Origin of the sequence: Methylomagnum ishizawai (assembly GCF_900155475.1) — a bacterium.
Lineage (GTDB): Bacteria > Pseudomonadota > Gammaproteobacteria > Methylococcales > Methylococcaceae > Methylomagnum > Methylomagnum ishizawai_A.
Genome location: NZ_FXAM01000001.1, coordinates 3,464,520 through 3,488,131, shown reverse-complemented (window position 1 = coordinate 3,488,131; position 23,612 = coordinate 3,464,520). Strand labels below are relative to the sequence as shown.

Annotated in this window: 22 protein-coding genes and 1 tRNA gene; 7 read left to right on the top strand and 16 right to left on the bottom strand. The window is 64.3% G+C overall.

Translation table 11 applies throughout. The features are described 5' to 3' along the window. The first annotated feature begins 5 nt into the window (after positions 1–5). Genes B9N93_RS15565 through B9N93_RS15555 form a run of 3 tightly spaced genes read left to right on the top strand, consistent with a single transcriptional unit; the run spans position 6 to position 3,789 of the window. Entirely contained in the window at positions 6–2,201 is a 2,196-nt protein-coding gene (locus tag B9N93_RS15565; protein WP_085215180.1) for a xanthine dehydrogenase family protein molybdopterin-binding subunit, read from the top strand. Further along, complete coding sequence (locus tag B9N93_RS15560; RefSeq protein ID WP_085215179.1) at positions 2,201–3,178, top strand: XdhC family protein; 978 nt, start codon at positions 2,201–2,203, stop codon at positions 3,176–3,178. The genes B9N93_RS15565 and B9N93_RS15560 overlap by 1 nt, the downstream gene beginning before the upstream one ends. 14 nt (positions 3,179–3,192) lie before the next feature. Further along, the gene (locus B9N93_RS15555) at positions 3,193–3,789 is read left to right on the top strand and encodes a nucleotidyltransferase family protein (RefSeq protein ID WP_085215178.1); all 597 of its coding nucleotides are present in this window, start codon (positions 3,193–3,195) and stop codon (positions 3,787–3,789) included. 231 nt (positions 3,790–4,020) lie between these two features. Here the strand turns inward: B9N93_RS15555 and B9N93_RS15550 are convergent, their stop codons facing one another. From B9N93_RS15550 to B9N93_RS15520, 8 genes are all read right to left on the bottom strand, one after another. Then, entirely contained in the window at positions 4,021–4,227 is a 207-nt protein-coding gene (locus tag B9N93_RS15550; RefSeq protein ID WP_085215177.1) for a hypothetical protein, read from the bottom strand. A gap of 231 nt (positions 4,228–4,458) precedes the next feature. Further along, positions 4,459–4,584 carry a hypothetical protein gene (locus B9N93_RS26400; protein WP_254899493.1) on the bottom strand — a complete coding sequence of 42 codons (126 nt, stop codon included), beginning with the start codon at positions 4,582–4,584 and terminating at the stop codon, positions 4,459–4,461. Next, on the bottom strand, positions 4,533–4,790 hold the full coding sequence (locus tag B9N93_RS15545; RefSeq protein WP_176225276.1) for an Arm DNA-binding domain-containing protein: 258 nt from the start codon (positions 4,788–4,790) through the stop codon (positions 4,533–4,535). The genes B9N93_RS26400 and B9N93_RS15545 overlap by 52 nt, the downstream gene beginning before the upstream one ends. 294 nt (positions 4,791–5,084) lie before the next feature. Beyond that, positions 5,085–5,175 (bottom strand) — tRNA-Ser (locus B9N93_RS15540). A gap of 81 nt (positions 5,176–5,256) precedes the next feature. Continuing rightward, entirely contained in the window at positions 5,257–5,481 is a 225-nt protein-coding gene (locus B9N93_RS15535; RefSeq protein ID WP_085215176.1) for a hypothetical protein, read from the bottom strand. 155 nt (positions 5,482–5,636) lie between these two features. Beyond that, positions 5,637–8,000, bottom strand: coding sequence for a phosphoenolpyruvate synthase (gene ppsA, locus B9N93_RS15530; protein WP_085215175.1), 2,364 nt, complete (start codon positions 7,998–8,000; stop codon positions 5,637–5,639). A 138-nt stretch (positions 8,001–8,138) separates the two neighbouring features. Beyond that, entirely contained in the window at positions 8,139–8,903 is a 765-nt protein-coding gene (locus B9N93_RS15525) for an ABC transporter permease (RefSeq protein WP_085215174.1), read from the bottom strand. A 6-nt stretch (positions 8,904–8,909) separates the two neighbouring features. Continuing rightward, a complete protein-coding gene (locus B9N93_RS15520) occupies positions 8,910–9,839 on the bottom strand; it encodes an ABC transporter ATP-binding protein (protein ID WP_085215173.1) in 930 nt (309 codons plus the stop codon). Between the two features lie 256 nt (positions 9,840–10,095). Between B9N93_RS15520 and B9N93_RS15515 the strand changes: the two genes are divergently transcribed. Further along, positions 10,096–11,601, top strand: coding sequence for a Ppx/GppA phosphatase family protein (locus B9N93_RS15515; RefSeq protein WP_254899405.1), 1,506 nt, complete (start codon positions 10,096–10,098; stop codon positions 11,599–11,601). 124 nt (positions 11,602–11,725) lie between these two features. Here B9N93_RS15515 and B9N93_RS15510 read toward each other — a convergent pair whose 3' ends face one another. Beyond that, the gene (locus tag B9N93_RS15510; protein WP_085215172.1) at positions 11,726–13,372 is read right to left on the bottom strand and encodes a methyl-accepting chemotaxis protein; all 1,647 of its coding nucleotides are present in this window, start codon (positions 13,370–13,372) and stop codon (positions 11,726–11,728) included. A gap of 202 nt (positions 13,373–13,574) precedes the next feature. Here B9N93_RS15510 and B9N93_RS15505 point away from each other — a divergent pair, with 202 nt between their 5' ends. Together B9N93_RS15505 and B9N93_RS15500 are read left to right on the top strand one after the other, a co-directional pair. Further along, the gene (locus tag B9N93_RS15505; protein WP_085215171.1) at positions 13,575–14,339 is read left to right on the top strand and encodes an ABC transporter ATP-binding protein; all 765 of its coding nucleotides are present in this window, start codon (positions 13,575–13,577) and stop codon (positions 14,337–14,339) included. Further along, a complete protein-coding gene (locus B9N93_RS15500) occupies positions 14,336–15,316 on the top strand; it encodes an MlaD family protein (RefSeq protein ID WP_085215170.1) in 981 nt (326 codons plus the stop codon). Before B9N93_RS15505 ends, B9N93_RS15500 begins: the two co-directional genes overlap by 4 nt. A gap of 49 nt (positions 15,317–15,365) precedes the next feature. Here the strand turns inward: B9N93_RS15500 and B9N93_RS15495 are convergent, their stop codons facing one another. The 7 genes from B9N93_RS15495 to B9N93_RS15465 form a co-directional block, all read right to left on the bottom strand. Next, positions 15,366–17,180: a c-type cytochrome gene (locus tag B9N93_RS15495; protein ID WP_254899404.1), complete on the bottom strand. Its 1,815-nt coding sequence runs from the start codon at positions 17,178–17,180 to the stop codon at positions 15,366–15,368. A gap of 399 nt (positions 17,181–17,579) precedes the next feature. Next, a complete protein-coding gene (gene sseA / locus B9N93_RS15490) occupies positions 17,580–18,431 on the bottom strand; it encodes a 3-mercaptopyruvate sulfurtransferase (RefSeq protein WP_085215169.1) in 852 nt (283 codons plus the stop codon). Between the two features lie 54 nt (positions 18,432–18,485). Next, a complete protein-coding gene (gene dapE, locus B9N93_RS15485; RefSeq protein ID WP_085215168.1) occupies positions 18,486–19,613 on the bottom strand; it encodes a succinyl-diaminopimelate desuccinylase in 1,128 nt (375 codons plus the stop codon). Further along, positions 19,610–19,951 (bottom strand): ArsC family reductase, encoded by a 342-nt coding sequence (locus B9N93_RS15480; protein ID WP_085215167.1) that lies wholly within the window; start codon positions 19,949–19,951, stop codon positions 19,610–19,612. The genes dapE and B9N93_RS15480 overlap by 4 nt, the downstream gene beginning before the upstream one ends. A gap of 6 nt (positions 19,952–19,957) precedes the next feature. Then, positions 19,958–20,518 carry a DUF2726 domain-containing protein gene (locus B9N93_RS15475; protein WP_085215166.1) on the bottom strand — a complete coding sequence of 187 codons (561 nt, stop codon included), beginning with the start codon at positions 20,516–20,518 and terminating at the stop codon, positions 19,958–19,960. Positions 20,519–20,611: 93 nt separating this feature from the next. After that, on the bottom strand, positions 20,612–21,733 hold the full coding sequence (locus tag B9N93_RS15470) for a PilT/PilU family type 4a pilus ATPase (RefSeq protein ID WP_085216294.1): 1,122 nt from the start codon (positions 21,731–21,733) through the stop codon (positions 20,612–20,614). 27 nt (positions 21,734–21,760) lie between these two features. Further along, positions 21,761–22,795: a type IV pilus twitching motility protein PilT gene (locus B9N93_RS15465; protein ID WP_085215165.1), complete on the bottom strand. Its 1,035-nt coding sequence runs from the start codon at positions 22,793–22,795 to the stop codon at positions 21,761–21,763. Between the two features lie 90 nt (positions 22,796–22,885). On the opposite strand from B9N93_RS15465, the gene B9N93_RS15460 reads away from it, so the two are divergent. Beyond that, positions 22,886–23,575 (top strand): YggS family pyridoxal phosphate-dependent enzyme, encoded by a 690-nt coding sequence (locus B9N93_RS15460; protein WP_085215164.1) that lies wholly within the window; start codon positions 22,886–22,888, stop codon positions 23,573–23,575. Positions 23,576–23,612 lie beyond the last annotated feature (37 nt).

Sequence of the window (23,612 nt, the reverse complement as noted above, 5' to 3'; positions counted from 1 at the left end):
CCCCCATGAACCAGACGATCCGCATTGAAAACGCAAGCCGCCGCCGCTTTCTGCAACAGGCCGCTGGGCTGACGTTGGCTATCTATGTGCCGGACAGCCCCGGCGCGGCTAGGAAGTCCCCGGCTCCCGGTCCCGCGCCAGCCTTTGAACCGAACGCGTTCCTGAGGATAGGCAGCGACAACACCGTCACCGTCATCGCCAAGCATCTGGAGATGGGGCAGGGGAGTTATACCGGCCTTGCCACCCTGGTTGCCGAGGAACTGGATGCCGCGTGGTCGCAGGTGCGGGTCGAAGGCGCACCGGCCGATGCCAAGCGCTTCAACAATCTCGCCTGGGGCAAGGCCCAAGGCACTGGCGGCAGTTCGGCCATCGCCAATTCCTATGAGCAAATGCGTCAAGCCGGTGCTTCGGCCCGCGCCATGCTGGTGGCGGCGGCGGCCCGGCAGTGGCGGGTTCCGGCGCGGGAGATCGAAGTCGGCGAGGGCGTCGTGGCGCACCCGCCCACGCGGCGCAAAGCCAGCTTCGGCGAATTGGCGGGGATCGCCGCCACCCTGCCGGTCCCCGCCGATGTCACGCTGAAAGACCCCAAGGATTTCAAGCTGGTCGGCAAGCACGCGCCGCGCAAGGATACCGGGGACAAGATCAACGGCCAGGCGCGGTTCACCCAGGATGTGCATCTGCCGGGGATGTTGACCGCGGTCGTCGCCCGCCCGCCGCGGTTCGGTGCCCTGGTCAAATCCTTCGACGCGACCCAGGCCAAGGCGGTGCGGGGCGTGGTGGAGGTGGTCCGGGTTCCTAGCGGCGTGGCCGTTCTGGCCCAGGACACCTGGAGCGCGAAACAAGGCCGCGATGCGCTGGTGGTCGAATGGGACGAATCCGCCGCGTTCAAGCTCGGCAGCGACGAGATTTTCGCCCGCTACCACGAGCTCGTGAAAACGCCCGGTGCCGTCGCCCGCAAGGAAGGCGATCCCGATGCCGCTTTCGCCGCGGCGAAGCGCGTACTCAAGGCGGCCTACGATTTCCCCTATCTGGCCCATGCCGCCATGGAACCGATGAATTGCGTGGTGCGGCTGACCAAGGACGCTTGCGAAATCTGGAACGGCGAGCAGATGCAAACCGCCGATCAGAACAAGGTCGCCGAACGCCTGGGCCTCAAGCCCGAGCAGGTGGCGATCCACATGCTGTACGCCGGGGGCAGTTTTGGCCGCCGGGCCAGCAAGGACGCGGACTATGTCATCGAAGCCGTCGCCATCGCCCAGGCCATCGGGGGCCGCGCCCCGGTCAAGCTGGTGCGGCTGCGCGAGGACGATATGAAGGCCGGTTATTACCGCCCGGCCTTCCACCATGCGCTGGAAGCCGCCCTCGACGCCCAGGGCCGGCTGGTCGGTTGGCGGCACCGCTTGGTCGGCCAATCGATCCTGGCCGGTTCCCCCTTCGCCGAATATATCGAGGATGGTGTCGATCCCACCTCGGTCGAAGGTGCCGCCAATTTGCCTTACGCGGTCCCCCACCTGCGGGTCGAACTCCACACGCCCACGGATATCGGCGTGCCGGTGCTGTGGTGGCGCTCGGTCGGCTCGACCCACACCGCCTATTCCACCGAGACCTTCATCGACGAGATCGCGGTCGCGGCCGGCCAAGACCCGCTGGCCTTCCGCCTCGGGCTGCTGGCACAGCAACCGCGCCATATCGCCGTGCTGAAACTCGCCGCCGAACAGGCCGGTTGGGGCAAACCGCTGGACCCCGCCACCAACGGCGGGCGGCGGGGCCGGGGCGTGGCGGTACACGAATCGTTCAGCACGGTGGTGGCCCAGGTCGCGGAAGTGACGGTCCAGCCCGATGGCGATATCAAGGTTGACCGGGTTGTCTGCGCGGTCGATTGCGGCATCGTCGTCAATCCCGACAACGTGCGCGCCCAGGTCGAAGGCTCGGTGGGCTTCGCGCTGTCGGCGTTCCTGCGCGGCGCGATCACGTTCAAGGCCGGGGTCGTCGAGCAATCCAATTTCCATGATTACGTGCCAATCCGCATCGACGAAATGCCACGGGTCGAAGTGCATATCCTGCCCTCGGCGGAGAAGCCGACCGGCATCGGCGAACCCGGCGTGCCGCCCTTGGCCCCGGCGGTCGCCAACGCCATCGCCGCCGCCACCGGCCAGCGGGTCCGGCGCTTGCCGCTGGATACCGAGGTGCTGAAAGCCTGATGGACAGCGTCGATCTGCAAGTGCTGGCGGCGGCCCGGCGTTGGGCCGCCGAGGGCAGGCGCTTCGCCTGGGTCACGGTGGCCCGGACCTGGGGTTCGGCTCCGCGCCCGCCCGGTTCCTGGCTGGCGTTGCGCGACGATGGCCGGGTGGAGGGATCGGTTTCCGGCGGCTGCGTCGAGGACGACCTGATCGCCCGGATGCGCGGCAACCGTCTCGGCGGCGGCCAGCCCTTTATCTTGGCCTACGGCGTGACCCAGGAAGAAGCGGTGCGCTACGGCCTGCCTTGCGGCGGTACATTGGAACTCGTGGTCGAGCCGTCGCCCGACCCAGCGCAATTGGAGGATTTGGCGGCCCGGTTGGGTCAGCACCAACTGACCCAGCGGCAAGTGGATATCGCCAGCGGCACCGTGACCATCGCCGCCGCCGAGCGCGGCGACGCGCTGTCCTGGGATGGCGGGCGCTTGATTACCGTGCATGGTCCGCGGTGGCGCTTGCTCATCATCGGGGCCGGCCAGGTGTCCCGTTACCTCGCGCATATGGCGCTGGCGCTGGATTACGAGATCATCGTTTGCGATCCGCGCAAGGAGTACGGTCCCGGTTGGGATGTGCCCGGTACGCGGCTAGTCACCACCCTGCCCGACGACACGCTGTTCGCCCTGGAACCCGATGCGCGGCTGGCGGTCGTGGCGCTGACCCACGATCCCAAACTCGACGACATGGTGCTGATGGAAGCCCTCAAATTACCGGCGTTCTATATCGGGGCTATCGGCTCGCGCTTGAACAACGCCAAACGGCGCGACCGGTTGGCGCGGTATTTCGACCTTTCCGAACAAGAGCTGGCCCGCCTGCGTGGGCCGGTGGGGCTCGCCATCGGCAGCCGCACGCCGCCCGAGATCGCGCTGGCGATCCTCGCCGAGATGACGGCGGTCAAGAACGGGGTGGCCGTGCCGCTGCGGGACGCGGTTGCGGAACCGTGAGGCGGGCGGACGCCATGGAACCCATCGTCGGATTGTTGCTCGCCGCCGGTGACGGTCGCCGCTTCGGTGGCGACAAACTGCTGCATCCGCTACCCGGCGGGGAAGCCATCGTCGCCGCGAGTGCGCGGCGCTTGGCGGCGGCGGTGGATCGCGCCATCGTCCTGGTCCGTCCCGGCCAACCGGCGTTGCACGGGGCGCTCGCCCCGCTCGGGGTCGAAATCGTCGAGGTGGAGGACGCCGGGAACGGCATGGGCGCGACGCTGGCGGCCGGTATCCGCGCAACGCCCCAGGCCGGGGGCTGGTTGGTGGCCCTTGGCGACATGCCCTACCTCCGGGAGGAGACCTTGGGCCGCGTCGCTGCCGCGCTGCGTGCCGGGGCTGCCATCGCCGCGCCTTATCACGGGGGTCGGCGCGGCCATCCGGTGGGTTTCGCCCAACGGTGGTTCGATGCGCTGGCCGCGCTCTCGGGCGACGAGGGGGCCAGGGACCTGCTCCGAATCCAGGGCGAAGCCATCGTCCGCCTCGATATGGACGATCCTGGCTGCTTGTTCGATGTGGATGTGCCGGGCGATCTGGAAAAGCTGGCGGATTTTGACGGTCTGGCTTCCTAGGAGCCTGTCGGACTTCCAAGCGCGAAGCGCTTGTACACGAATATTTGGGCGACTCATCGAATTCGAATGATCGAAAATTCATGTAGAAGCGCCAAAATTGACCACAAAATGGTCAATTCGGTCTTTTTATCGGAAAGTCCGACAGGCTCCTAGGCCCGATGGCCCGAAGCGCTTGGACGATGGCCGGATTGTTCTTGTAGAACTCGATCAGGATGTTCGTATCGCAGAGAATCACCGGGACCGCTCCGGCCACGCCTTCCGCCGCAGTGCCGCCGCGTCAATATCCCGGCCTTGCCACAAACCCGCCAGGGCGAAGAAATCGCTTTCCCCGGCCTCTGGTTCGGCCTGTAGGGCTTCGGCGAACCTCAATACTTCCGCCGCCTTCGATTCCGGCAGATTCCGCGTGATTTCATAGACCCTTTCCGCTACGGATGACATAGCTATTCCCCATGGGGTGGGATGGATACGAGGGTTTCCCCCGGCCTCGGGAAACGGGAATGGAGATAGCACCCTTTCGGGCTGGCCTTTCAGATGGGGAGCCGTGCCAACATGGGTGAAAGGGGGTCCATGGTTCGCCCGGCCAAAGGTTAGGCGCGGCTGTTGGTTATGATACACCAGTGACGCCAAAGGTTGGCTAGGGTGTCCCTGGTGCTTATCGGATCGATTCCCCTATCCAGGGCGGCGGATCGGCACCACGTCCGCCCCCTGCCTCAGCCCGTCCAGATAATCCGCCCACGCCTGCATCATCTTCCGGCGCTCCGCCAGGTGTTCCGCCCGGTGGTAGGAAGCCCGCACCTTGTTCCGCTCGGCATGGGCAAGCTGTCTTTCGATTTTTCCTTCCCTTCGAAGCGGTACTTGAGCCGCCAGTATTTCCCGCCCTTGGGCGAAACCTCCAGATACAAGCCCCCAGCGTCCGCCAGCTTGTAGGGCTTGTCGGTGGGCTTCCCGGCTGGCGTGATTCCGGGCTTGGCATTCCTTATCGCGGTGTCGGTCAACGGCATGGGTTCCCCCTCGCAAGGCGTGGTTCCAGGTGAAGCATAGGGAAGCGCCGGGCACATGCCCCCAGGTCGCCCGCCGCAAGCCGCATGGTGCGCGGGGTGGGGGCATGGATTTGTGTTTTGGGTAGGGGCTTGGGGGCATCTGCCCCAGAGCAAGGGGCACATGCCCCCGGATATGCCCCCGGAATGGCCCGGCTGTCGCCGGATTCTATCGGTTTTCTTCGAGCAACAAAAAACCCGCAGGCTAGAAAACATGCGGGTTTTTCGGTTTTTATCGGGCTTCTTCGGCCCTGTGATTGGCGGAGAGAGAGGGATTCGAACCCTCGATACGCTATTAACGTATACACACTTTCCAGGCGTGCTCCTTAAACCGCTCGGACATCTCTCCAAGAGCCGCGCATTATAGGGGAAATTCACGCGGCTGTCAGCACTTTAGCCCCGCTTTTTGCGCATGGCCGGTGTCGGGGACTCAGGTGCTTTCGTCCAACAGGTTCCATTCCATCTGTTCGAGCAACCGGTCCTTCTCGTCCTGGCATTCCGCCGCGCCCTTGCCCGCCTTCTTCAAGCATTGCTGATAGTCTTTACGCAGGGCGTTCTCCTTGGCGTAGTAATCGTCCTTGTTGGTGTTCTTCGCGGGGGTTGCGCAGCCGGATACCAAGGCCAGCGCGGCGATCAAGCCAACGATCTTCTTCATGTTTTATTCTCCTGGTCGATCCCGGCCTCGGGCCGGGGGTGGGTTTCCCGAAAAAGCCTGTGTATCTTCCGTCCCCGGTGTTCGAACCTGCGGGCAAAATGACCGGCGATTATCGTCCCTGAACGTTAAGGAATCGTGACGTTCGGGTTCCGGCCTCAATGCCCGTCCTGTTCCCCGGCCAGGAACAACCAATTTTCCACCACCGTATCGGGATTCAAGGACAGGCTGCCGATGCCTTCCCGCAACAACCACAATGCCAAATCGGGATGGTCCGACGGTCCTTGCCCGCAGATGCCGATATATTTGCCGCGCCGGCGGCAGGCTTGGATGGCCATCCGCAGCAGGGCTTTCACCGCTGGGTTGCGCTCGTCGAAGCCGCCCGCCACCAGCCCGGAATCGCGGTCGATGCCCAGGGTCAACTGGGTCAGGTCGTTGGAACCGATGGAGAAGCCGTCGAAGATGTCCAGGAACTCGTCGGCCAGCAGCGGGTTGGAGGGAATCTCGCACATCATGATCCATTGGAGGCCATCGACGCCGCGCGGCAAACCGAAACGCTCCAACAATTCCGCCACGCCCCGTGCCTCGTCCAGGGTACGCACGAAGGGGATCATCACCTGCACGTTGGCGAGGCCCATTTCTTCCCGCACTTTCTTCAGCGCCCGGCATTCCAGTTCGAAGCAATCCCGGAAGGCATCGGCCACATAGCGTGAGGCACCGCGGAAGCCGATCATCGGGTTTTCCTCCTTGGGTTCATAGCGCCCGCCGCCCAGCAGGTTGGCGTATTCGTTGGTCTTGAAGTCGGAGGTGCGGACGATCACCGGTTTGGGCGCGAAGGCGGCGGCGAGGGTGGCGATGCCTTCCGCCAGTTTGTCCACATAGAAGCCGATGGGATCGGCGTAGCCCGCGATGCGCTCCTGGATGGCGGCTTGCAGTTCCGGGGTTTGTTGGTCGAATTCGAGCAGGGCTTTGGGATGGATGCCGATGGTGCGGGCGATGACGAACTCGATCCGCGCCAGCCCCACGCCATCGTTGGGCAGGGCGGCGAAGGCGAAGGCCCGTTCCGGGCTGCCCACGTTCATCATCAACTTGACCGGCAGGTCGGGCATCCGGTCCAGGTCGATGCGGTCCACCGTGTAAAGTAGCTTCCCGGCGTAGACATAGCCGGTGTCGCCCTCGGCGCAGGAGACCGTGACCTCGGTGTCCGCCGGGATGGCGCGGGTGGCGTCGCCGCAGCCGACCACCGCCGGGATACCGAGTTCGCGGGCGATGATCGCGGCATGACACGTCCTACCCCCCCGATTGGTCACGATGGCGCTGGCTTTTTTCATGATCGGTTCCCAATCGGGGTCGGTCATGTCCGTCACCAGCACATCGCCGGGCCGGACCTCGTCCATTTGCGCCACGCTCTGGATCACTCTGGCCGCGCCCGCGCCGATCTTGTGGCCGACGCTGCGGCCCTGGGCCAGCACCTCGCCCTGGCCTTGCAGCCGGTAGCGCTCGATCTCGTGGCGGACGCGGCTTTGCACGGTTTCGGGCCGGGCCTGGACGATGTACAAACCGCCGTCCAGCCCATCCTTGGCCCATTCGATATCCATGGGGCGGCCATAATGCCGTTCGATGACGACCGCCAGCCGGGCCAGTTGCTCGGCCTCGGCGTCGGTGAGGGAGAAGCGCCGCCTTGCTTCCATGGCCGTGTCGAGGGTGGCGACGGCCCGTTCCGGGTCGTACACCATCTTCACGCCCTTCTTGCCCAGGGTTTTGCGGATCACCGCCGTCTTGCCCGCCGCCAGCGCGGGCTTGTAGACATAGAACTCGTCGGGATCGACCGCGCCCTGCACCACCAATTCCCCGAGGCCATAGGCCGAGGTGATGAACACCGCGTCGCGGAAGCCGGATTCGGTGTCGAGGGTGAACATGACGCCGCTGGCCGCGAGGTCGCTGCGCACCATGCGCTGCACTCCGGCGGACAACAGCACTTTGCGATGCTCGAAGCCCTGGTGTTCGCGGTAGGCGATGGCCCGGTCGTTGAATAGCGAGGCGAATACCCGCTTCACCGCCCGCAACACGGCGTCGAGCCCTTCGACGTTGAGATAGGTTTCTTGTTGGCCGGCGAAAGAGGCGTCGGGCAGGTCTTCCGCCGTGGCGGAGGAGCGCACCGCGACCGAGAACCCTGGGCCGGAACGGGCGGCGAGTTCGGTGTAGGCGGTGGCGATGGCCTGTTCCAGGCCGGGCGGGAAGGGCGCGGCTTCGATCCAGTGCCGGATCGTCGCGCCGGTGCGGGCGAGAGCGGCGACATCGGCGATATCGAGGCGGGCTAGTTCGGCCCAGATGCGTTCGCCGAGGCCGTCCTGGGCCAGGAAATCGCGGTAGGCTTCCGCCGTGGTGGCGAAGCCGCCGGGCACCGCGACCCCGGCGGCGGCGAGCTGGCCGATCATTTCGCCCAGGGAGGCGTTCTTGCCGCCGACCAGGGGCACGTCGTGGATGCCGAGTTCTTGGAACCCGCGGAGATAGGTGTTCATGGCTGGGCACTCCTGTGATGATGGAGAGTGGGGACGGCGCGGACCCCGGCTCTCCAACCGCCCCGCAATGCATGCGCCGTGGCTGGATGGGCTGAACACCCCAAGTTTATACGGGAAAGGAACGGGCGGCTTGAGACCTCAAGCCTTCAAACCCGTCCCGCGCCGCAGCAACACCAAGGCCCACAGCAGCAGCGCTAATATGGCCGCGGTCACGATCAGGAATCCCGTCCCGATATCCACGTCGCTCACTCCCAAGAACCCGTAGCGGAACACGCTGACCATGTACAGGATGGGATTCCCCAGCGAAACCGTCCGCCAAATCCCCGGCAGCAGGTCCACCGAATAGAACACCCCGCCCAGGTAGACCAAGGGCGTCAGCACGAAATTGGGCACGATGGAGATATCGTCGAAGCTGTTGGCGTAGATGGCGTTGACGAAGCCGGCCAGCGAGAACAAGGCCGCGGTCAGCAGGAACATTCCCGCCACGATTTCGGGGTGCAGCATCGGTACCGGGCTGAAAAACATCCCGATGCCGCCGACCACGCTCCCCACCGCGACGCCCCGCGCCACCCCGCCGCCGACATAACCCGCCAGGATCACCCAACGCGACAGGGGCGCGACCAGCATTTCCTCGATATTGCGTTGGAACTTGGTGGAATAGAACGAGGCCACCACGTTGCCATAGGCGTTGGTGACCACCGACATCAGGACCACGCCGGGCATGATGTAGTCCATATAGGAAATCCCCTGCATCGGCCCGACCCGCGAGCCGATCAAGGTGCCGAAAATCAGGAAATACAGCGAAGTGGTGATGGCGGCCGGGAGGATGGTTTGCGGCCAGATGCGCACAAAGCGGTAAATTTCCCGGAACAGGAGGGTTTGCAGGGCGATGAGTTGCAGCATGGTGGATTAGCGGGCGGGGGGATTGCGTTGGGTTTCGACCAGATCGACGAACAACTGCTCCAGCCGGTTGGCGGCGTTGCGCAGGGCGACGACTTCGATGCCCAGGGCCGAGAGGTTGCGGAACAGGCCATGGATGCCGAGTTCGGTGGGGACGGCGGCGTTCAGGGTGCGCTCGTCGCTGAGTTCCAGCCGGTAGCCGTCGATTTCGGGCACGACTTCCAGGGGCTGGGCCAGTTCCAGGATGTAATGGTTGATGTGGAGCCGGGCTAGGAGGTCGTCCATGCGGCTGTGTTCGACGATCCGCCCATGGTTGATGATGGCGATGTGGCGGCAGAGGTTTTCCGCCTCTTCCAGATAATGCGTGGTCAGGATGATGGTGGTGCCTTCCTTGTTGATCTTGCGCAGAAATTCCCACATCGAGCGGCGGATTTCCAGGTCCACCCCGGCGGTGGGTTCGTCCAGGATCAGGAGCTTGGGGGTATGCACCAGGGCGCGGGCGATCATCAAGCGCCGTTTCATGCCGCCCGAGAGGTTGCGCGAGACGGTGTCGCGCTTGTCCCACAGCGACAACTGGCGCAGGCATTCCTCGGCCCGGCGGGTGGCCTCCTGGCGGCGGATACCGTAATAGCCGGCCTGGTTGACCACGATGCTCATGACCTTCTCGAACTGGTTGAAGTTGACCTCCTGCGGCACCAGCCCGATGCAACGCTTGGCAGCTTCCTTGTCGCGGTCGAGGTCGTGGCCGAAGATCGAGACCTGGCCCGAGGTTTTGTTCACCAGGGAACTGAGGATGCCGATGGTGGTGGATTTGCCCGCGCCGTTGGGTCCGAGCAGGGCGAAGAAGTCGCCCGCCTCGACCTCCAGGTCGATGCCCTTCAAGGCTTCGAGTCCGTTCTGGTAGGTCTTGCGCAGGGCGCGGATGGAAATGGCGGTCATCGTGGTTGTTGTCGTCCTGTTTTTTTAGGGAAAATGGCGGAACCCCCGCGCCCGGAACCTGGGTTCCCGTGGCCGCAACCCATGCGCTGCCGTCATCGAGACCGACCCGCTGGAGTCCAGAGCCTGCTGTGGACGCCTGCTCGGGGTTCCAGCCGGGCCGCTCCGGCGGCCTTGTATCGAGGCGGCGCGTCCTTGCGGGCGAGCGATTTTAGCAAATCCCGCTTTCCGTTCGGTCCTTTCCCCCCCGGTATCCGCCATGAGCTTTTCCCCCGAGAACCCGCCCGCCCAAGTCGCCGCCGTGGACCTGGGTTCCAATAGTTTCCATATGATCGTCGCCGAGGTCCGCGCCAATGAGTTGGTGATGGTGGACCGTTTGCGGGAAATGGTGCGTTTAGGCGCGGGACTCACGCCCCAGCGCAGCCTGACCCCCGAGGTCCAGCAACGGGCCTTGGCCTGTGTCGAGCGCTTCGGCCAGCGCTTGCGGGCGATGCCCTCCGGTTGTGTGCGGGCCGTCGGCACCAACACCTTGCGCGAGGCCCGCAACGCCGGGGCGTTCCTGGCCGCGGCGGAACGGGCCTTGGGCCACCCCATCGAGATCATTTCCGGCATCGAGGAAGCGCGTTTGATCTACCAGGGCGTGGCGCAAAGCCTCGCGCCCGACGGCAAGCGCCGCTTGGTGATGGATATAGGCGGCGGCAGCACCGAATACATCATCGGCATCGACAAAACCCCGCTGCAAAAGGAAAGCCTCAGGATGGGCTGTGTTTCCATGAGCCTCGAACATTTCCCCGATGGCAAGGTCACGGCCAAGCGCTTCAAGAAGGCGGTGATCGCGGCCCAGCGCGAATTGGAGCCGTTCGAGCATCTGTTCCGCAAGGGCGCTTGGGACGAGGCGGTGGGGGCTTCGGGCACGCTGCGGGCGGTGCATAAGCTCCTGGTCGGGCGGGCTTGGAGCAAGGGCGGGATCGGAATGGGCGAACTCAACACCTTGGTGGACGCCATGCTCGCCGCCGGCAAGGTGGACAAGGCGCAATTCGCCGATGTGGACCCCGACCGCTATCTGAGCCTGCCGGGCGGCTTGGCGATCCTGCATGCGACCTTCAAGAGCCTGGACATCGCCCATATGCGGGTGTCGGACGGGGCTTTGCGCGAGGGTTTGTTGTACGACCTGCTGGGCCGTATCCACCACGACGATATCCGGGGCCGGACGGTGCTGGCCCTGGCCAAGCGCTACCATATCGATCTGGACCACGCGGGCCGGGTCCAAAAAACCTTGGGCCGGTTCCTGGAACAACTGCCGTTCGCGGGGGCCATCGACCGCGAGACCGCCGCGCAATGGCTGGAATGGGCCGCGACCCTGTACGAAATCGGCTTGGACATCGCCCATAGCGGTTATCACAAGCACGGTGCCTATGTCCTGGAAAACGCCGATTTGCCGGGGTTTTCGCGGCAGGATCAGATGTTGCTGGCGACCCTGGTGCGGCTGCACCGGCGCAAATTCCAGCCCAAGCTCATCAAGGATTTGAATCCGCCCTGGAACGAGGCGGCGCAACCCCTGGCCTTGCTGCTCCGGCTCGCCATCGTCCTCCACCGCAGCCGCCACGCCACCGAGTTGCCGGATATCCGCATCGCTCTGGGCGCTGCCCGGATCGATCTCAGGTTTCCGCCGGGCTGGCTGGACGAACATCCCCTGACCGTGGCCGACCTGGAACAGGAAGCGGCGTATCTCGGGGCGGCGGAGATCGAGTTGACGTTTTTGTGAGGGCGGTTCTGGCGTTGGAGTATTTCTACATGCATGGCTTGCTTGCAGGCGCGTCTTCCGTGCCCACCGGGATAGCCCGGAAGCGGTGGGCTACGGTCGAGCGTACACCTACACCGAAAATGCGCTAGAACTTCACGAAGTTGGAACCCACGGCATGGGCCGCTTGCCTTGCGGATGGCTGGGCTGTGGAACGGGTGTGGCCGGATTCGCCGCCGATGGCGGTGGCTGACGGAGTCCTGGGGGGGCGCTGGAATTCGCCGATTTTGAAGGTGTTCATTAGCCGCTGTAATTGCTCGGCCTGTTGGTTCATTTCCTCGGAGGTCGCGGCCAATTCCTCGGAGGCGGCGGCGTTCTGCTGGGTGACTTGGTTGAGTTGTATCATGGCGTTGTTGATCTGGTTCGCGCCCACCGATTGCTCCGTCGAGGAGGCGCTGATTTCCTGCACCAGTTCGGAAGTCTTGGCGATATTGGGCACGATTTCCTCCAAGAGTTTGCCCGCCTGCTCCGCCAGGGCCACGCTGCTACCGGCCAGTTCGCTGATTTCCCCCGCCGCCACCTGGCTGCGCTCGGCCAGCTTCCTGACTTCCGCCGCCACCACCGCGAAGCCTTTGCCGTGGTCGCCGGCGCGGGCCGCCTCGATGGCGGCGTTGAGGGCGAGCAGGTTGGTCTGGTAGGCGATGTCGTCGATGATGCCGATCTTGCCGGCGATCTTTTTCATCGCCGCCACCGTCGCGGTCACGGCCTGTCCGCCTTCCACGGCTTGTTGGGCGACCTTGGTGGCCATGTTGTCGGTCACCTTGGCGTTGTCGGTGTTCTGCTCGATGGTGGCGCTCATCTCCTCCACCGAGGAGGTGGTTTCCTCGACGCTGGCCGCTTGCTCGGTGGACGCCTGGGATAGGTTTTGCGCGGTGCTGTTGACCTGGGTGGCGGCCTCGCCGAGGATTTGGGTGGCGGTATGCACATCGCCGATGGTCTGGACCAACATGCCGGACATGCGCTTCATCGCCGCGATCACGCTATCGTTGTCCCCCGCCCGAAGTTTGATATCCATGGACAAATCGCCGGTCGCGATCTTGTTGGCGATCTCGACCGCCAAGGCGGGTTCGCCGCCCAGTTGCCCGAGCAGTTGCCGGCTGATGAGCCAGCTTGTCCCGCTGATGATGGCTATGATCGCCAGGGCCACGCTGAGGGACAGGTAGGTCGCGCTGCTTTGTATATTGGTGGCGTTTTCTATGCTCTTCCTGGCCAGCTCGGAGTTATAGTCGAGTTCGACCTGGAAGCCTGCCAGGAGCTTTTGCACCGACGGCATTAAAAGCTCGCGCACCGCCATTTCGGCCTCCTTGGTGCGGTTTTGCTTGGAAAGCTCGAAAACCTTCAAGCGCTGGATATCGTATTCCGCCAGCAGCGCCTTGGCGTTGTCGAACATCCGCTGTTCTTTTTCGTCCGACATGCAACTGGAGCCGCCGCAAGCATCGGTGACATAGTGTTTTAAGCCCTCTTCCAGTTTCGCCCGCGACTCCTCGATCATCCGTTCGATGGTCCGCATCCCCGCCTCGTCGGTCACGATGACATGGAATAGGGAGTTTTCGCGCAGGTCGGCTAGGTTTTTCCTTATATCCATGAAGCTTTGGTAGGTGGGCACGGTATTGGCGGCAGCGTAGCTGGCCGCTGTGAAAACCCGCCCGATTTGGATATAGCCAACGCCGGCCAAGATGGCCAGGCCCGCGATAGCCGCCAGGGACAGTAACAGTAGCCGTTGCGAAACCGTCATATGGGATACCTCTTGATTGAAGGCTTCCAGGTGGGGAAGCCGTTTTTCATGCGCGATAACGAGGAAAAAAGGGCTGCTAAGTTCGGCAGACTGTGCCGGCGCGGCCTGTCCGTGAAATATAGTGCCTTTTCGGCGAAGAGGGGCCGGGCGGGCGGTCCCGCCCCGCGTTAGAATATCCGCCGTTCCACCACCCGCCCCGCCCATGCAGCAAGACCACCTCCGCGTCACCGATCTCACCATGGCCTATGGCGATTTCGTGGTGATGCGCGGCATCGATTTCACGGTGCGGCGGGGCGAAATCTTCATCATCATGGGCGGCAGCGGCTGCGGCAAAAGCACTTTGCTGCGCCATCTCATCGGCCTGCAACCCCCGACCGAAGGCAGCGTCGAGTTCGACGGCCACGACCTGTGGCGGGCCGGTCCCGCCCAGCGCGACCGTCTGCTGCGGCGCATGGGCATCCTCTACCAGAGCGGGGCGCTGTGGAGTTCCATGACCCTGGCCGAGAATGTCGCCCTGCCCCTGGCCGGGCATACCGATTTGTCGCCCCAGGATATCGCCGAACTGGTGTCTTTGAAGCTGGCCCTGGTGGGGTTGGCCGGGTTCGAGGCGTTCTATCCCGCCGAACTCAGCGGCGGCATGAAGAAACGCGCCGCCCTGGCCCGCGCCATGGCCCTGGACCCGGAAATCCTGTTCTTCGACGAGCCTTCCGCCGGGCTGGACCCTTTGAGCGCGAAGCGGCTCGACGATTTGATCCTGCATCTCCGCGACAGCCTGGGCAGTACCGTGGTCATCGTCACCCACGAACTCGCCAGCATCCTCGGCGTGGGCACCGATGCCATCTTCCTCGACGCCGAAACCAAGACCATCCTGGCCCAGGGCCATCCCCGCGACCTCCTGGCCCATTGCCCGCATCCCGCCGTGCGGGATTTCCTCACCCGCGGCGAATCGCTATCCTGCCCGGCATGAATAAAACTCAATTGATCGGCTTGTTCGTGCTGGGGGCCGCGATCCTGGCCATCGCCCTGGTGCTGATCTTCGGGCGCGGCAATTTCTTTTCCCACAGCCAGAAATACGTGGCCTATTTCCAAGGCTCGGTGAACGGTCTCAATGTCGGGGCGTGGGTGAAGCTCAAGGGCGTGCCCATAGGCCGCGTCACCGATATCCGGGTGCAATACGATACCCAGAACAACCGGGTGCTGACCCCGGTGGTCGCCGAGATCGACCTGGGCAAGGTCTCGGATATCCGCGGCAACCATTGGCCCGGCCACGCGCCCGGCCTGGCCGAGTTGGTCGAGCGGGGCTTGCGGGCCCGGTTGTCCCTGCAAAGCCTGGTGACGGCACAGTTGTATGTGGATGTGGATTTCTACCCGGACCGGCCCGCCCGTTTGCTGGGGATCGACGACCTGGGCCTCCCCGAGATTCCGACCATCGCGTCCGATAAGGATGAAATCGAGGACACCGTGCGCGGCACCCTGGCCCAGGTGAAGGAACTGCCTTTGAAGGAGGTTTTCGCCGCCACCTTGGCGGCGGTGCGGCGTATCGAGCATTTATTGTCCCTGCCGGAAACCCAGGCCAGCATCGCCAACCTCAATCGGACCCTGGTGGAACTCCAGCGGACCATCGGCCATTTCGACGGCAAGATCGATGGCGTTGCCGCCAACCTCAACGGCACGCTCAAGGACGGCCAAGCCCTGGCCCGCAATCTCAATCAGCGGGTGCTGCCCTTGTCCACCGCCACCGAGCGGACGCTGGAGACCTTGGCCCAAACCCTGGTGCGGGCGCAGGGGACGCTGGCGACGGTGGAGGATTTGACGGGCCGCGATTCGGCGGCGGAGAACGCCCTGCGCGAAGTGGCGGCGGCGGCGCGGTCGCTCCGGGTGTTGGCCGATAGCCTGGAGCGTAACCCGGAACTGTTGCTCTACGGCAGGAAGGCCGGGAAATAGGTGGGGTGCGGGCTGCGCCGGGAGCTTGCGCCCCCGGCATGGGCGGGAATCAGAGCGTCTTCAGGTATTCGATCAAGGCCATGGCCCCGGCTTTGTCCTGCGACCAATCCAGCCGGTAGGTCTTGTTGCCGTCCACGATATCCTTGTCGTGGCCCTGGTTGGACAGCGCCGGGAACGCCCCGGTATCGAAACGATAGCCCTCGCCGGGCTGTTCGGCATCCCACGCGAAGCCGCCGAGTTTCTGGTCGTAATCGAGGCGGCTTTTCACGAACGCCTTGGGCCGTGCCGACGGCACCAGCAGATGGTAGAGCGTCGGCACCGAACCATTGTGCAGGTACGGGGCTTGCGCCCAGACCCCGCCCAAGGGCAAGGCGTTGTAGCCCTCCTGGGTCTTGGGGTCGAGCATCGCCAGATATTGCTTATCCTCCAGCGACACGCCGTCGAACTTGGCGCAGGGCTTGACCTGGGTGCCCTCCGGCGGCAGGACCACTTCCTTGCTGGTCGGGCACAGAGTGGTGAAACTGGTGCGGGCGCTGGCGGCGATGGCCTCGCTCACCACCCTGGCCCGGCCCAGGTCGGTGCCCAGGGCGTAGACCTTGCCATTATGCGGCTTGTGGCACTCGGCGCAGTTGTCTTGGAACAGCGCCTTGCCCTTTTGCGCCAGCGCCAGATCCACCGCGAACGGATATACCGGGGCTGGCAAACCCGCCAGCAAATCCTCGGCGAAAGCACCCACCCGCACATCGGTGTCGGCCCCGAGTCCGATAGTGAGTTCGGCGGCCAGGTTGCGGTAGATGGGGATGGGGATGTTGCCGTTCCATTGTCCGCCGCCGTCCACCAACTGGCTATGGTCGGCGTTCCAGTGCGCCCGGCGTTTGCCCTGTTCCCACACCACCATGAAATCGGTCAGGCCGGGGCTGGGCGGCAATTCCAGGTCGGGGTTCACCGGCTGGCCCTGGGCCTTGCGGACGGCGTAGGCGAACGAAGTGCTGATGCCGGTGGCATCGGCCATGCCGCCGAAGCCTTGCACCATCGGTCCCTCGAAACCCCGGTAGTTTTTCGCCAACAGGTCTTGGTAGGCGGCCAGTTCCAGCCCGGCGATGGTCATGAACTTGCCGACGATGGCCGGGGCGTCGCGCTTGAACAGCTCGATTTGTTTTTGCTCATAGGCCGCGTCGAACCGGCGGCCCGCGAAGCTGTAGTTTTTATAGAAATAATGGGGATCGGCGGCGTGGACCCGGTCCAGTGCGGCGACGAAGGCGGCGGTGGCGCGGCGGACCTTGTCTTCCGGGCCGGTGGCTCCGGCGGTGACTTTGTCCAGGGTCTTGACGACCCGTACCCGGTATTGCGCCAGATTGAATTGGGTATTCACGCCGCCGTCGAGATAGCGGTAATTGCCGTCTTCCAGACGCACCCGGCCAATATGGCAGCCGCCGCAGGTGAACGAGGCGTAGTCCACCGCGCCCTGGGCGTCTTCGCGGGCCAAGCCGGTCCAGCCGACGCCCAGCGCGATGGGGTAGCCCGGATTGCGTCCGTCGCGGAACAGGCCCATCGCTTCCAGGAAGTTGTCCTTGCCGCCCCATTGCTCGGGCGCGAGTTCCGGGAGCAGTTTGAGGACGAGGAAGGGCACGCCGCTGTTCAGCCCGAAGGGGAAATCGGCGAACCAGCGGTAGGCGACTTGCTGGCTGGCGAGATAGGCGTCCGCCGCCTTCAGGCGGGCGTCTTGTTGCTGCCGCCACTCGTCGTGGCAGGCGGGGGCAGCGGCGGGGTTGGGGAAGGTGGATACGGGATAACCGGCTTGGGCGGTGGCACCCACCCAAAAGGCCAGGGCGGCGGTGAAGGTGGCGGATTTGTTGTTATGCATGGGGTTTCCTCTTCCGGGAGTGCGGGGTTGGGAATGGCGCTGCGATTCCGCCGGATGCTTCCGCCCGCGGCGGGCGGATGGCCGAGTGCTTGGGAAGGGTGGGCGTGGCGGCTCTAGGATGGGATGCCACGCTTTTTGGCCATTCGGTATCGGCGTCCGGGTGACGCGGGTCTTAGGCTAGCGCCATTTTCCGGTCATGGCTATAGCAAGCTGATACTATTTTGCTGGTAGATTGACAGCTATGACGGGGCGAAGCCGGGCGCTAGTGGAGCAGGCGTATCGCGGAACGGCAGGGTCCGCCCTGGAATGATGCGTTTGTGGAGGGCGTGGCGGAGTGGCTGGGATATGGTGGGAAGGTCCGGGGCGCTGTCTGGTATCGCGCCCCCGGTCGTTATGGCGTCAGTTTGTGCCGACCGGCGTATCGTCCCGCCCGCCCCATTCGATCCAGGAACCGTCGTACACCGCCGCATCACCGTTCCCCAGGCAGTAAAGCCCCAAGGCCAGTACCGAGGCCGTGACGCCCGTGCCGCAGGTCGCGACTACCGGCCTCAGCGGGTCTATCCCGGCATCGCGGAATTCCCGTTCCAGTTCGTCCGAAGGTTTGAGGCAACCCGTGGCCGCGTCGATCAGGCGCTTGAAGAACAGGTTGCGGCTGCCGGGGATGTGGCCGGAGCGCAAGCCCGCCCTGGGTTCCGGCTCGGTGCCGGCGAAGCGTCCGGGGGAGCGGGCGTCGAGGATTTGCGCGGTGGGGTCGCCGAGCAAGCCGCGCATTTCCTCCAGGCCGCGCACCCAACCGGGATGGAAACTCGCGGTGAATTCCCGTGGTGGGGCCGTCACCAGCCCGGCAGCCAGGGGCAAGCCCAATGCCCGCCAGCGGGTCAAGCCGCCATCCAGTACCCGGACCCGGTCATGCCCGAACACCCGGAAGGTCCACCACACCCGCGCCGAGGCCATGAAACTGTTGTGGTCGTAGGCCACGACCAGGGTGTCCGGGCCGATCCCCAACGTCCCGGCCGCCTGGGCGAAGCAGTCCGGCGTGGGCAGCATATGGGGCAGGGACGAGGCGTGGTCGGCGATGGCGTCGATATCGAAAAAGCCCGCGCCGGGCAGGTGGGCGGCGAGATATTCCCGATGGGCGTCGCGGCCTTGGTTGGGCAGGAAGAAGCTGGCGTCCAGCACCACCAGGTCGGGATCGTCGAGGTGGGCGGCGAGCCATTCGGCATCGAGCAAGGGGGTTGCCGTCGCGTGCATTTTGGATTCTCCGGGATGGGGTTGGGGGCGGAATCCGGTGGGTCGCAACCCATCCTAGGTCAGCAATTCCACCATGATCCGCTCGTAGACCGCCGACAGGGTTTCGATATCGGCCACCGGCACATGTTCGTTGATCTTGTGGATGCTACCGTTCAGCGGGCCGAGTTCCACCACCTGCGCTCCCGTAGGCGCCACGAAGCGGCCATCCGAAGTGCCGCCGCCGGTGTCGGGTCGCGCCCGGTATCCCACCACGCTTTCCAGCGCCGTTTGCACGGCTTCGACCAGTTCGGTGCGGGTGGTCAGGAACGGTTCCCCCGACAGCCGCCACGCCAGTTGGTAGCGGAGTCCATGGCGGTTCAAAATGGCCTCGGTCCTGGCTTTGAGATCGGCTTCGGTCGAGGCGGTCGAAAAGCGGAAGTTGAACAGGAGTTCCAGCCGTCCGGGGATGACGTTATCGGCTCCGGTGCCCGAGTGGAGATTGGAAATCTGGAAACTGGTGGGCGGGAAGAGTTCGTTGCCGGTATCCCAGACCTCGGCGCAGAGTTCGGCCAGGGCGGGCGCGGCGCGGTGGATGGGGTTGTCGGCCTTGTCGGGATAGGCCACATGGCCCTGGATGCCGAACACGGTCAGGTTGCCGCACAAGGAGCCGCGCCGCCCGACCCGGATGGTATCGCCCAGCCGGTCGAAGCTGGACGGTTCGCCGATGAGGCACCAATCGATCTGCTCGCCCCGCGCCGTGAAAGCTTCCATCACCTTGACCACGCCATCGTTGGCCGCGCCTTCCTCGTCGCTGGTCATCAACAAAGCCACCGAACCCCGGTGTTCCGGGTGGTGCGCGGCGAAACGGGCCAGGGCGGTGGTCATCGCCGCCACGCCGCTTTTCATATCGGCGGCCCCGCGCCCGTATAGCATCCCGTCGCGGAACACCGGCTCGAACGGCGGCGATTGCCAATCGCCCAAAGGACCGGGCGGCACCACATCGGTATGCCCCAGGAACACCAGCAAGGGCCGGGCCGTGCCCCGGCGCAGCCAAAGGTTGCGGGTTTGGCCGAAGTCGAGTTGCTCGCGGAGGAAGCCGTGGGGTTCGAGTCGGGCGGCGAGGAGGTCCATGCAGCCGGCGTCTTCGGGCGTGACGGAGGGCAGGCGGATCAATTCGGCGGTGAGGGCTACGGTGTCGGTCATAGGTTTTCGAGGTAGTGGGCGGGAGAGAAGCCGATCAAAAGCGTGTCGCCATGGCTGAGGACCGGGCGTTTGATGAGGGCGGGATGGACCAGCATCAGGCGCAGGGCTTTGGCGGCGTCGAGATCGGCGCGGTCGGTTTCGGAGAGGCCGCGCCAAGTGGTGCCGCGCCGGTTGAGCAGGGTTTCCCAGCCCAGGGAGTCGGCCCAGCTTTGCAGCAAGGCCGGGTCCAGGCCGTCGCCGCGGAAATCGTGGAAGCGGTGGGCCAGACCCTGGCCGTCCAGCCAGGCGCGGGCCTTGCGGCAGGTATCGCAATTGCGGAGTCCGTATAGGGTCGTCATGGGGTTTCAGAGATCGAGGTTGTCGAGACAGGAGATGCGCGGTTCCTTGCGGCCCGTGGACTCGGTGACGTACAGGGGTTCCTTGCGCACGGCCTGGGCGATGGTTTCGCGGATTTCATGTTCGTCGTAGACCGGCCCGGCCTCGAATCCGACCAGGGGCAGGCCCGCCGCGTGGCAGATGGTTTTCAGCGGATCGGAACCGGCGGGCTGGCCCGCCGGGCCGCGTTCCCGCAAGCGCACGGCGCAGGCGATGGCGAGGTCGGCCGGGTCGCACAGCACGAAAGCGAAGCGTCCATCCCGGATATCCTCGAATTCCCGCGGTCCGTCCTGGCGCGGCGGCGTGCCGCGCGGCGACACCACATCGCCCACCCGGATGGGGCCGAACACTTCGTAATCCCCGCCCACCGCCTGTTTCAGGCTGGCATGGAACAGCCGCTCTTCGGCGGAAAACAAGAAATCGCGCCTTTGGTAGCCGGTCCGCTGGGGTTTGCCGCCGCCGGACAGGGCGCGGACGGCGAAAAATACGGAAACGGCCAGGACGATCCCGCCAATAATCAACCAATTCATGGAAATACGCTGGGAGTGGGGTAGGCAGGGGAAACGGGGATTATACCCAAAGGGCCGGGTTGCTTTGGGCACGGAACCCGGCCCCGATGTGGGTCAATCGTCGTCCACGATGAAAATCTTGTCGCTGCGCGGGGCGTATTTGTCCACGCTGCCTTCCTCGCCCAATTTGATCATCAGGCGTACCTCGTTCTTGGAGTCCGCCGAGTTCAGCGCGTCCTCGTAGGTGATCTTGCCGGTCTTGTACAGGTCGTAGAGGCACTGGTCGAAGGTCTGCATCCCATGCTGGCGGGATTGTTTCATCAGTTCCTTGAGCTTGTGGATTTCGCCCTTGCGGATATGGTCGGAGGCGAGCGGGGTGTTGATGAGGATTTCGATGGCGGGATAACGGCCCTTGCCATCGGCGCGGCGGATGAGCTGTTGGGCGATGACGGCCTTGAGGTTCATCGACAAGTCCATATACAACTGCGAATACATGTCTTCCGGGAAGAAATGCAGAATTCGGTCGAGGGCTTGGTTGGCGTTGTTGGCGTGCAGGGTGGACAGGCACAAATGGCCGGTTTCGGCGAAGGCGATGGCGTGCTGCATGGTTTCGCGGGTGCGGATTTCGCCGATCAGGATCACGTCGGGGGCTTGCCTGAGGGTGTTCTTGAGCGCGACTTCGTAGGATTCGGTATCCAAGCCCACCTCGCGCTGGGTCACGATGCAACCGGCATGGGGATGGACGAATTCCAGGGGGTCTTCGATGGTGATGATATGGCCGGTGGAATTCTCGTTGCGGTATTTGATGAGGGCGGCGAGCGAGGTGGATTTGCCGGTGCCGGTCGCGCCCACGAACAGGATCAGGCCGCGCTTGGTCATCGCCAGTTCGTTGAGGACCGGCGGCAGGTGCAAATCCTCCACCGTGGGGATATGGGTTTCGATCCGGCGCAGCACCATCCCGGCGGCGTCGCGCTGCATGAAGGCGCTGACCCGGAACCGGCCCAATCCTTCCGCCGAGATCGCGAAATTGCATTCCTTGGTGTTCTCGAACTCGTCGCGCTGGCGTTGGTTCATCACGCTCAGCACCAGTTGGTAGGCTTGGTCCTTGGACAGCTTGGCGTTCGAGATCGGTTGTAGCTGGCCGTCGATCTTGAGGCAGGGTTCCTTGTTGGTGGTGATGAAGAGGTCCGACGCTTTCTTGTGCGTCATCAGCATCAGCAGGGTATCGAAATCCATGGCCATGGCGGAACCTCCGGGCGGGGATTAGAAATTGGCTTTGTTGACGGCTTTGGTGCGGGCGATCTGGCGCGAGATGAGGCCTTTTTCCACCAGTTCCAGCAGGTGTTGATCCAGGGTTTGCATCCCGTCCTTGCGGCTGGTTTGGATGGTGGAATACATCTGGGCCACTTTGTCCTCGCGGATCAGGTTGCGGATGGCGGGGGTGCCGACCATGATTTCCCAGGCGGCGGTACGGCCACCGCCGTTCTTTTTGAGGAGCGCCTGGGTGATGACGGCTTGCAGCGATTCCGACAGCATGGAACGGACGATGCCTTTCTCGGCGGCGGGGAACACGTCGATGATACGGTCGATGGTTTTGGCGGCGGAACTGGTGTGCAGGGTGCCGAAGACCAAGTGGCCGGTTTCGGCGGCGGTCAGGGCCAGACGGATGGTTTCGAGGTCGCGCATTTCGCCGACCAGGATCACGTCGGGGTCTTCGCGCAGGGCCGAGCGCAAGGCTTCGTTGAAGCCCAGGGTATCGCGGTGGACCTCGCGTTGGTTGATAAGGCATTTCTTGCTGGGATGCACGAATTCGATGGGGTCTTCGACGGTCAGGATGTGGGAATAGTCGTTGGAATTGATGTAGTCGATCATGGCGGCCAGGGTGGTGGACTTGCCCGAGCCGGTGGGGCCGGTCACGACGATCAGGCCGCGCGGATGGCGGGTCACGTCCTGGAAGAATTTGGGGCAGCCCAGTTCTTCCAGGGTCAGGATTTTCGAGGGGATGGTACGGAACACGGCGGCGGCACCGCGCTCCTGGTTGAAGGCGTTGACGCGGAAGCGGGCCACGCCGGGCAACTCGAAAGAGAAGTCGGTTTCCAGGAATTCTTCATAATCACGGCGCTGTTTGTCGTTCATGATGTCGTAGACCAGCGCGTGGACTTCCTTGTGATCCAAGGCCGGGACGTTGATGCGGCGGATATCGCCGTCCACGCGGATCATGGGGGGCAATCCCGCCGACAGGTGAAGGTCGGAGGCATTGTTCTTGACGGAGAAGGCGAGCAGTTCGGCGATATCCATGGGGAGTCCGGGGCGGGTTATGGTTGTGAAACAGCGGGTTAGCGGATAACCTTGGGCATCGTTCAATTATAGACAAACCCAAGCTTGGGCATGACCAGTTCGCTAGCACAGAGATTGGAAGCCTTGAAGGCACGCATCCGCCGGGCCGAACGCGCCGCCGGCCGGGAAGAAGGTTCGGTGCGCTTGATCGCCGTCAGCAAGACCCAGCCGCCGGAGGCTTTGGTCGCCGCCTATGGGCTGGGCCAGCGCGAGTTCGGCGAAAATTATCTGCAAGAGGCCGAAGCCAAGCAGGACCGGCTGGCCCATTTCGATATTGGCTGGCATTTCATCGGCCCCCTGCAATCCAACAAAACCCGGCCCATCGCCGCCCGCTTCGCCTGGGTGCATGGCGTGGACCGGATCAAGATCGCCCAGCGCCTCAGCGAGCAGCGCCCCGCGGGAATGCCGCCCTTGAACATCTGCCTCCAGGTCAACGTCAGCGGCGAGGCCAGTAAATCCGGTGTTTCCCCCGAAGAACTACCCGAGTTGGCGGCGGCGGTCGCGGCCTTGCCCCGCTTGCGGCTGCGCGGCTTGATGGCGATTCCGGCCCCGACCGACGCCGTGGAAGCCCAGCGGGCGGCGTTCCGGGCGGTGCGGCGGGCGTTCGAGGGCTTGTCCCGGTATGGCCTGGATACCTTGTCGATGGGCATGTCGGAGGACTTGGAAGCCGCCGTGTTGGAAGGGGCCACCTTGGTCCGTATCGGCACGGCTTTGTTCGGTGCGCGTCCTCCCAAGGCTTAGGTTTCACCGGGACGTACCCGCCTGCGCTAGAATAGCG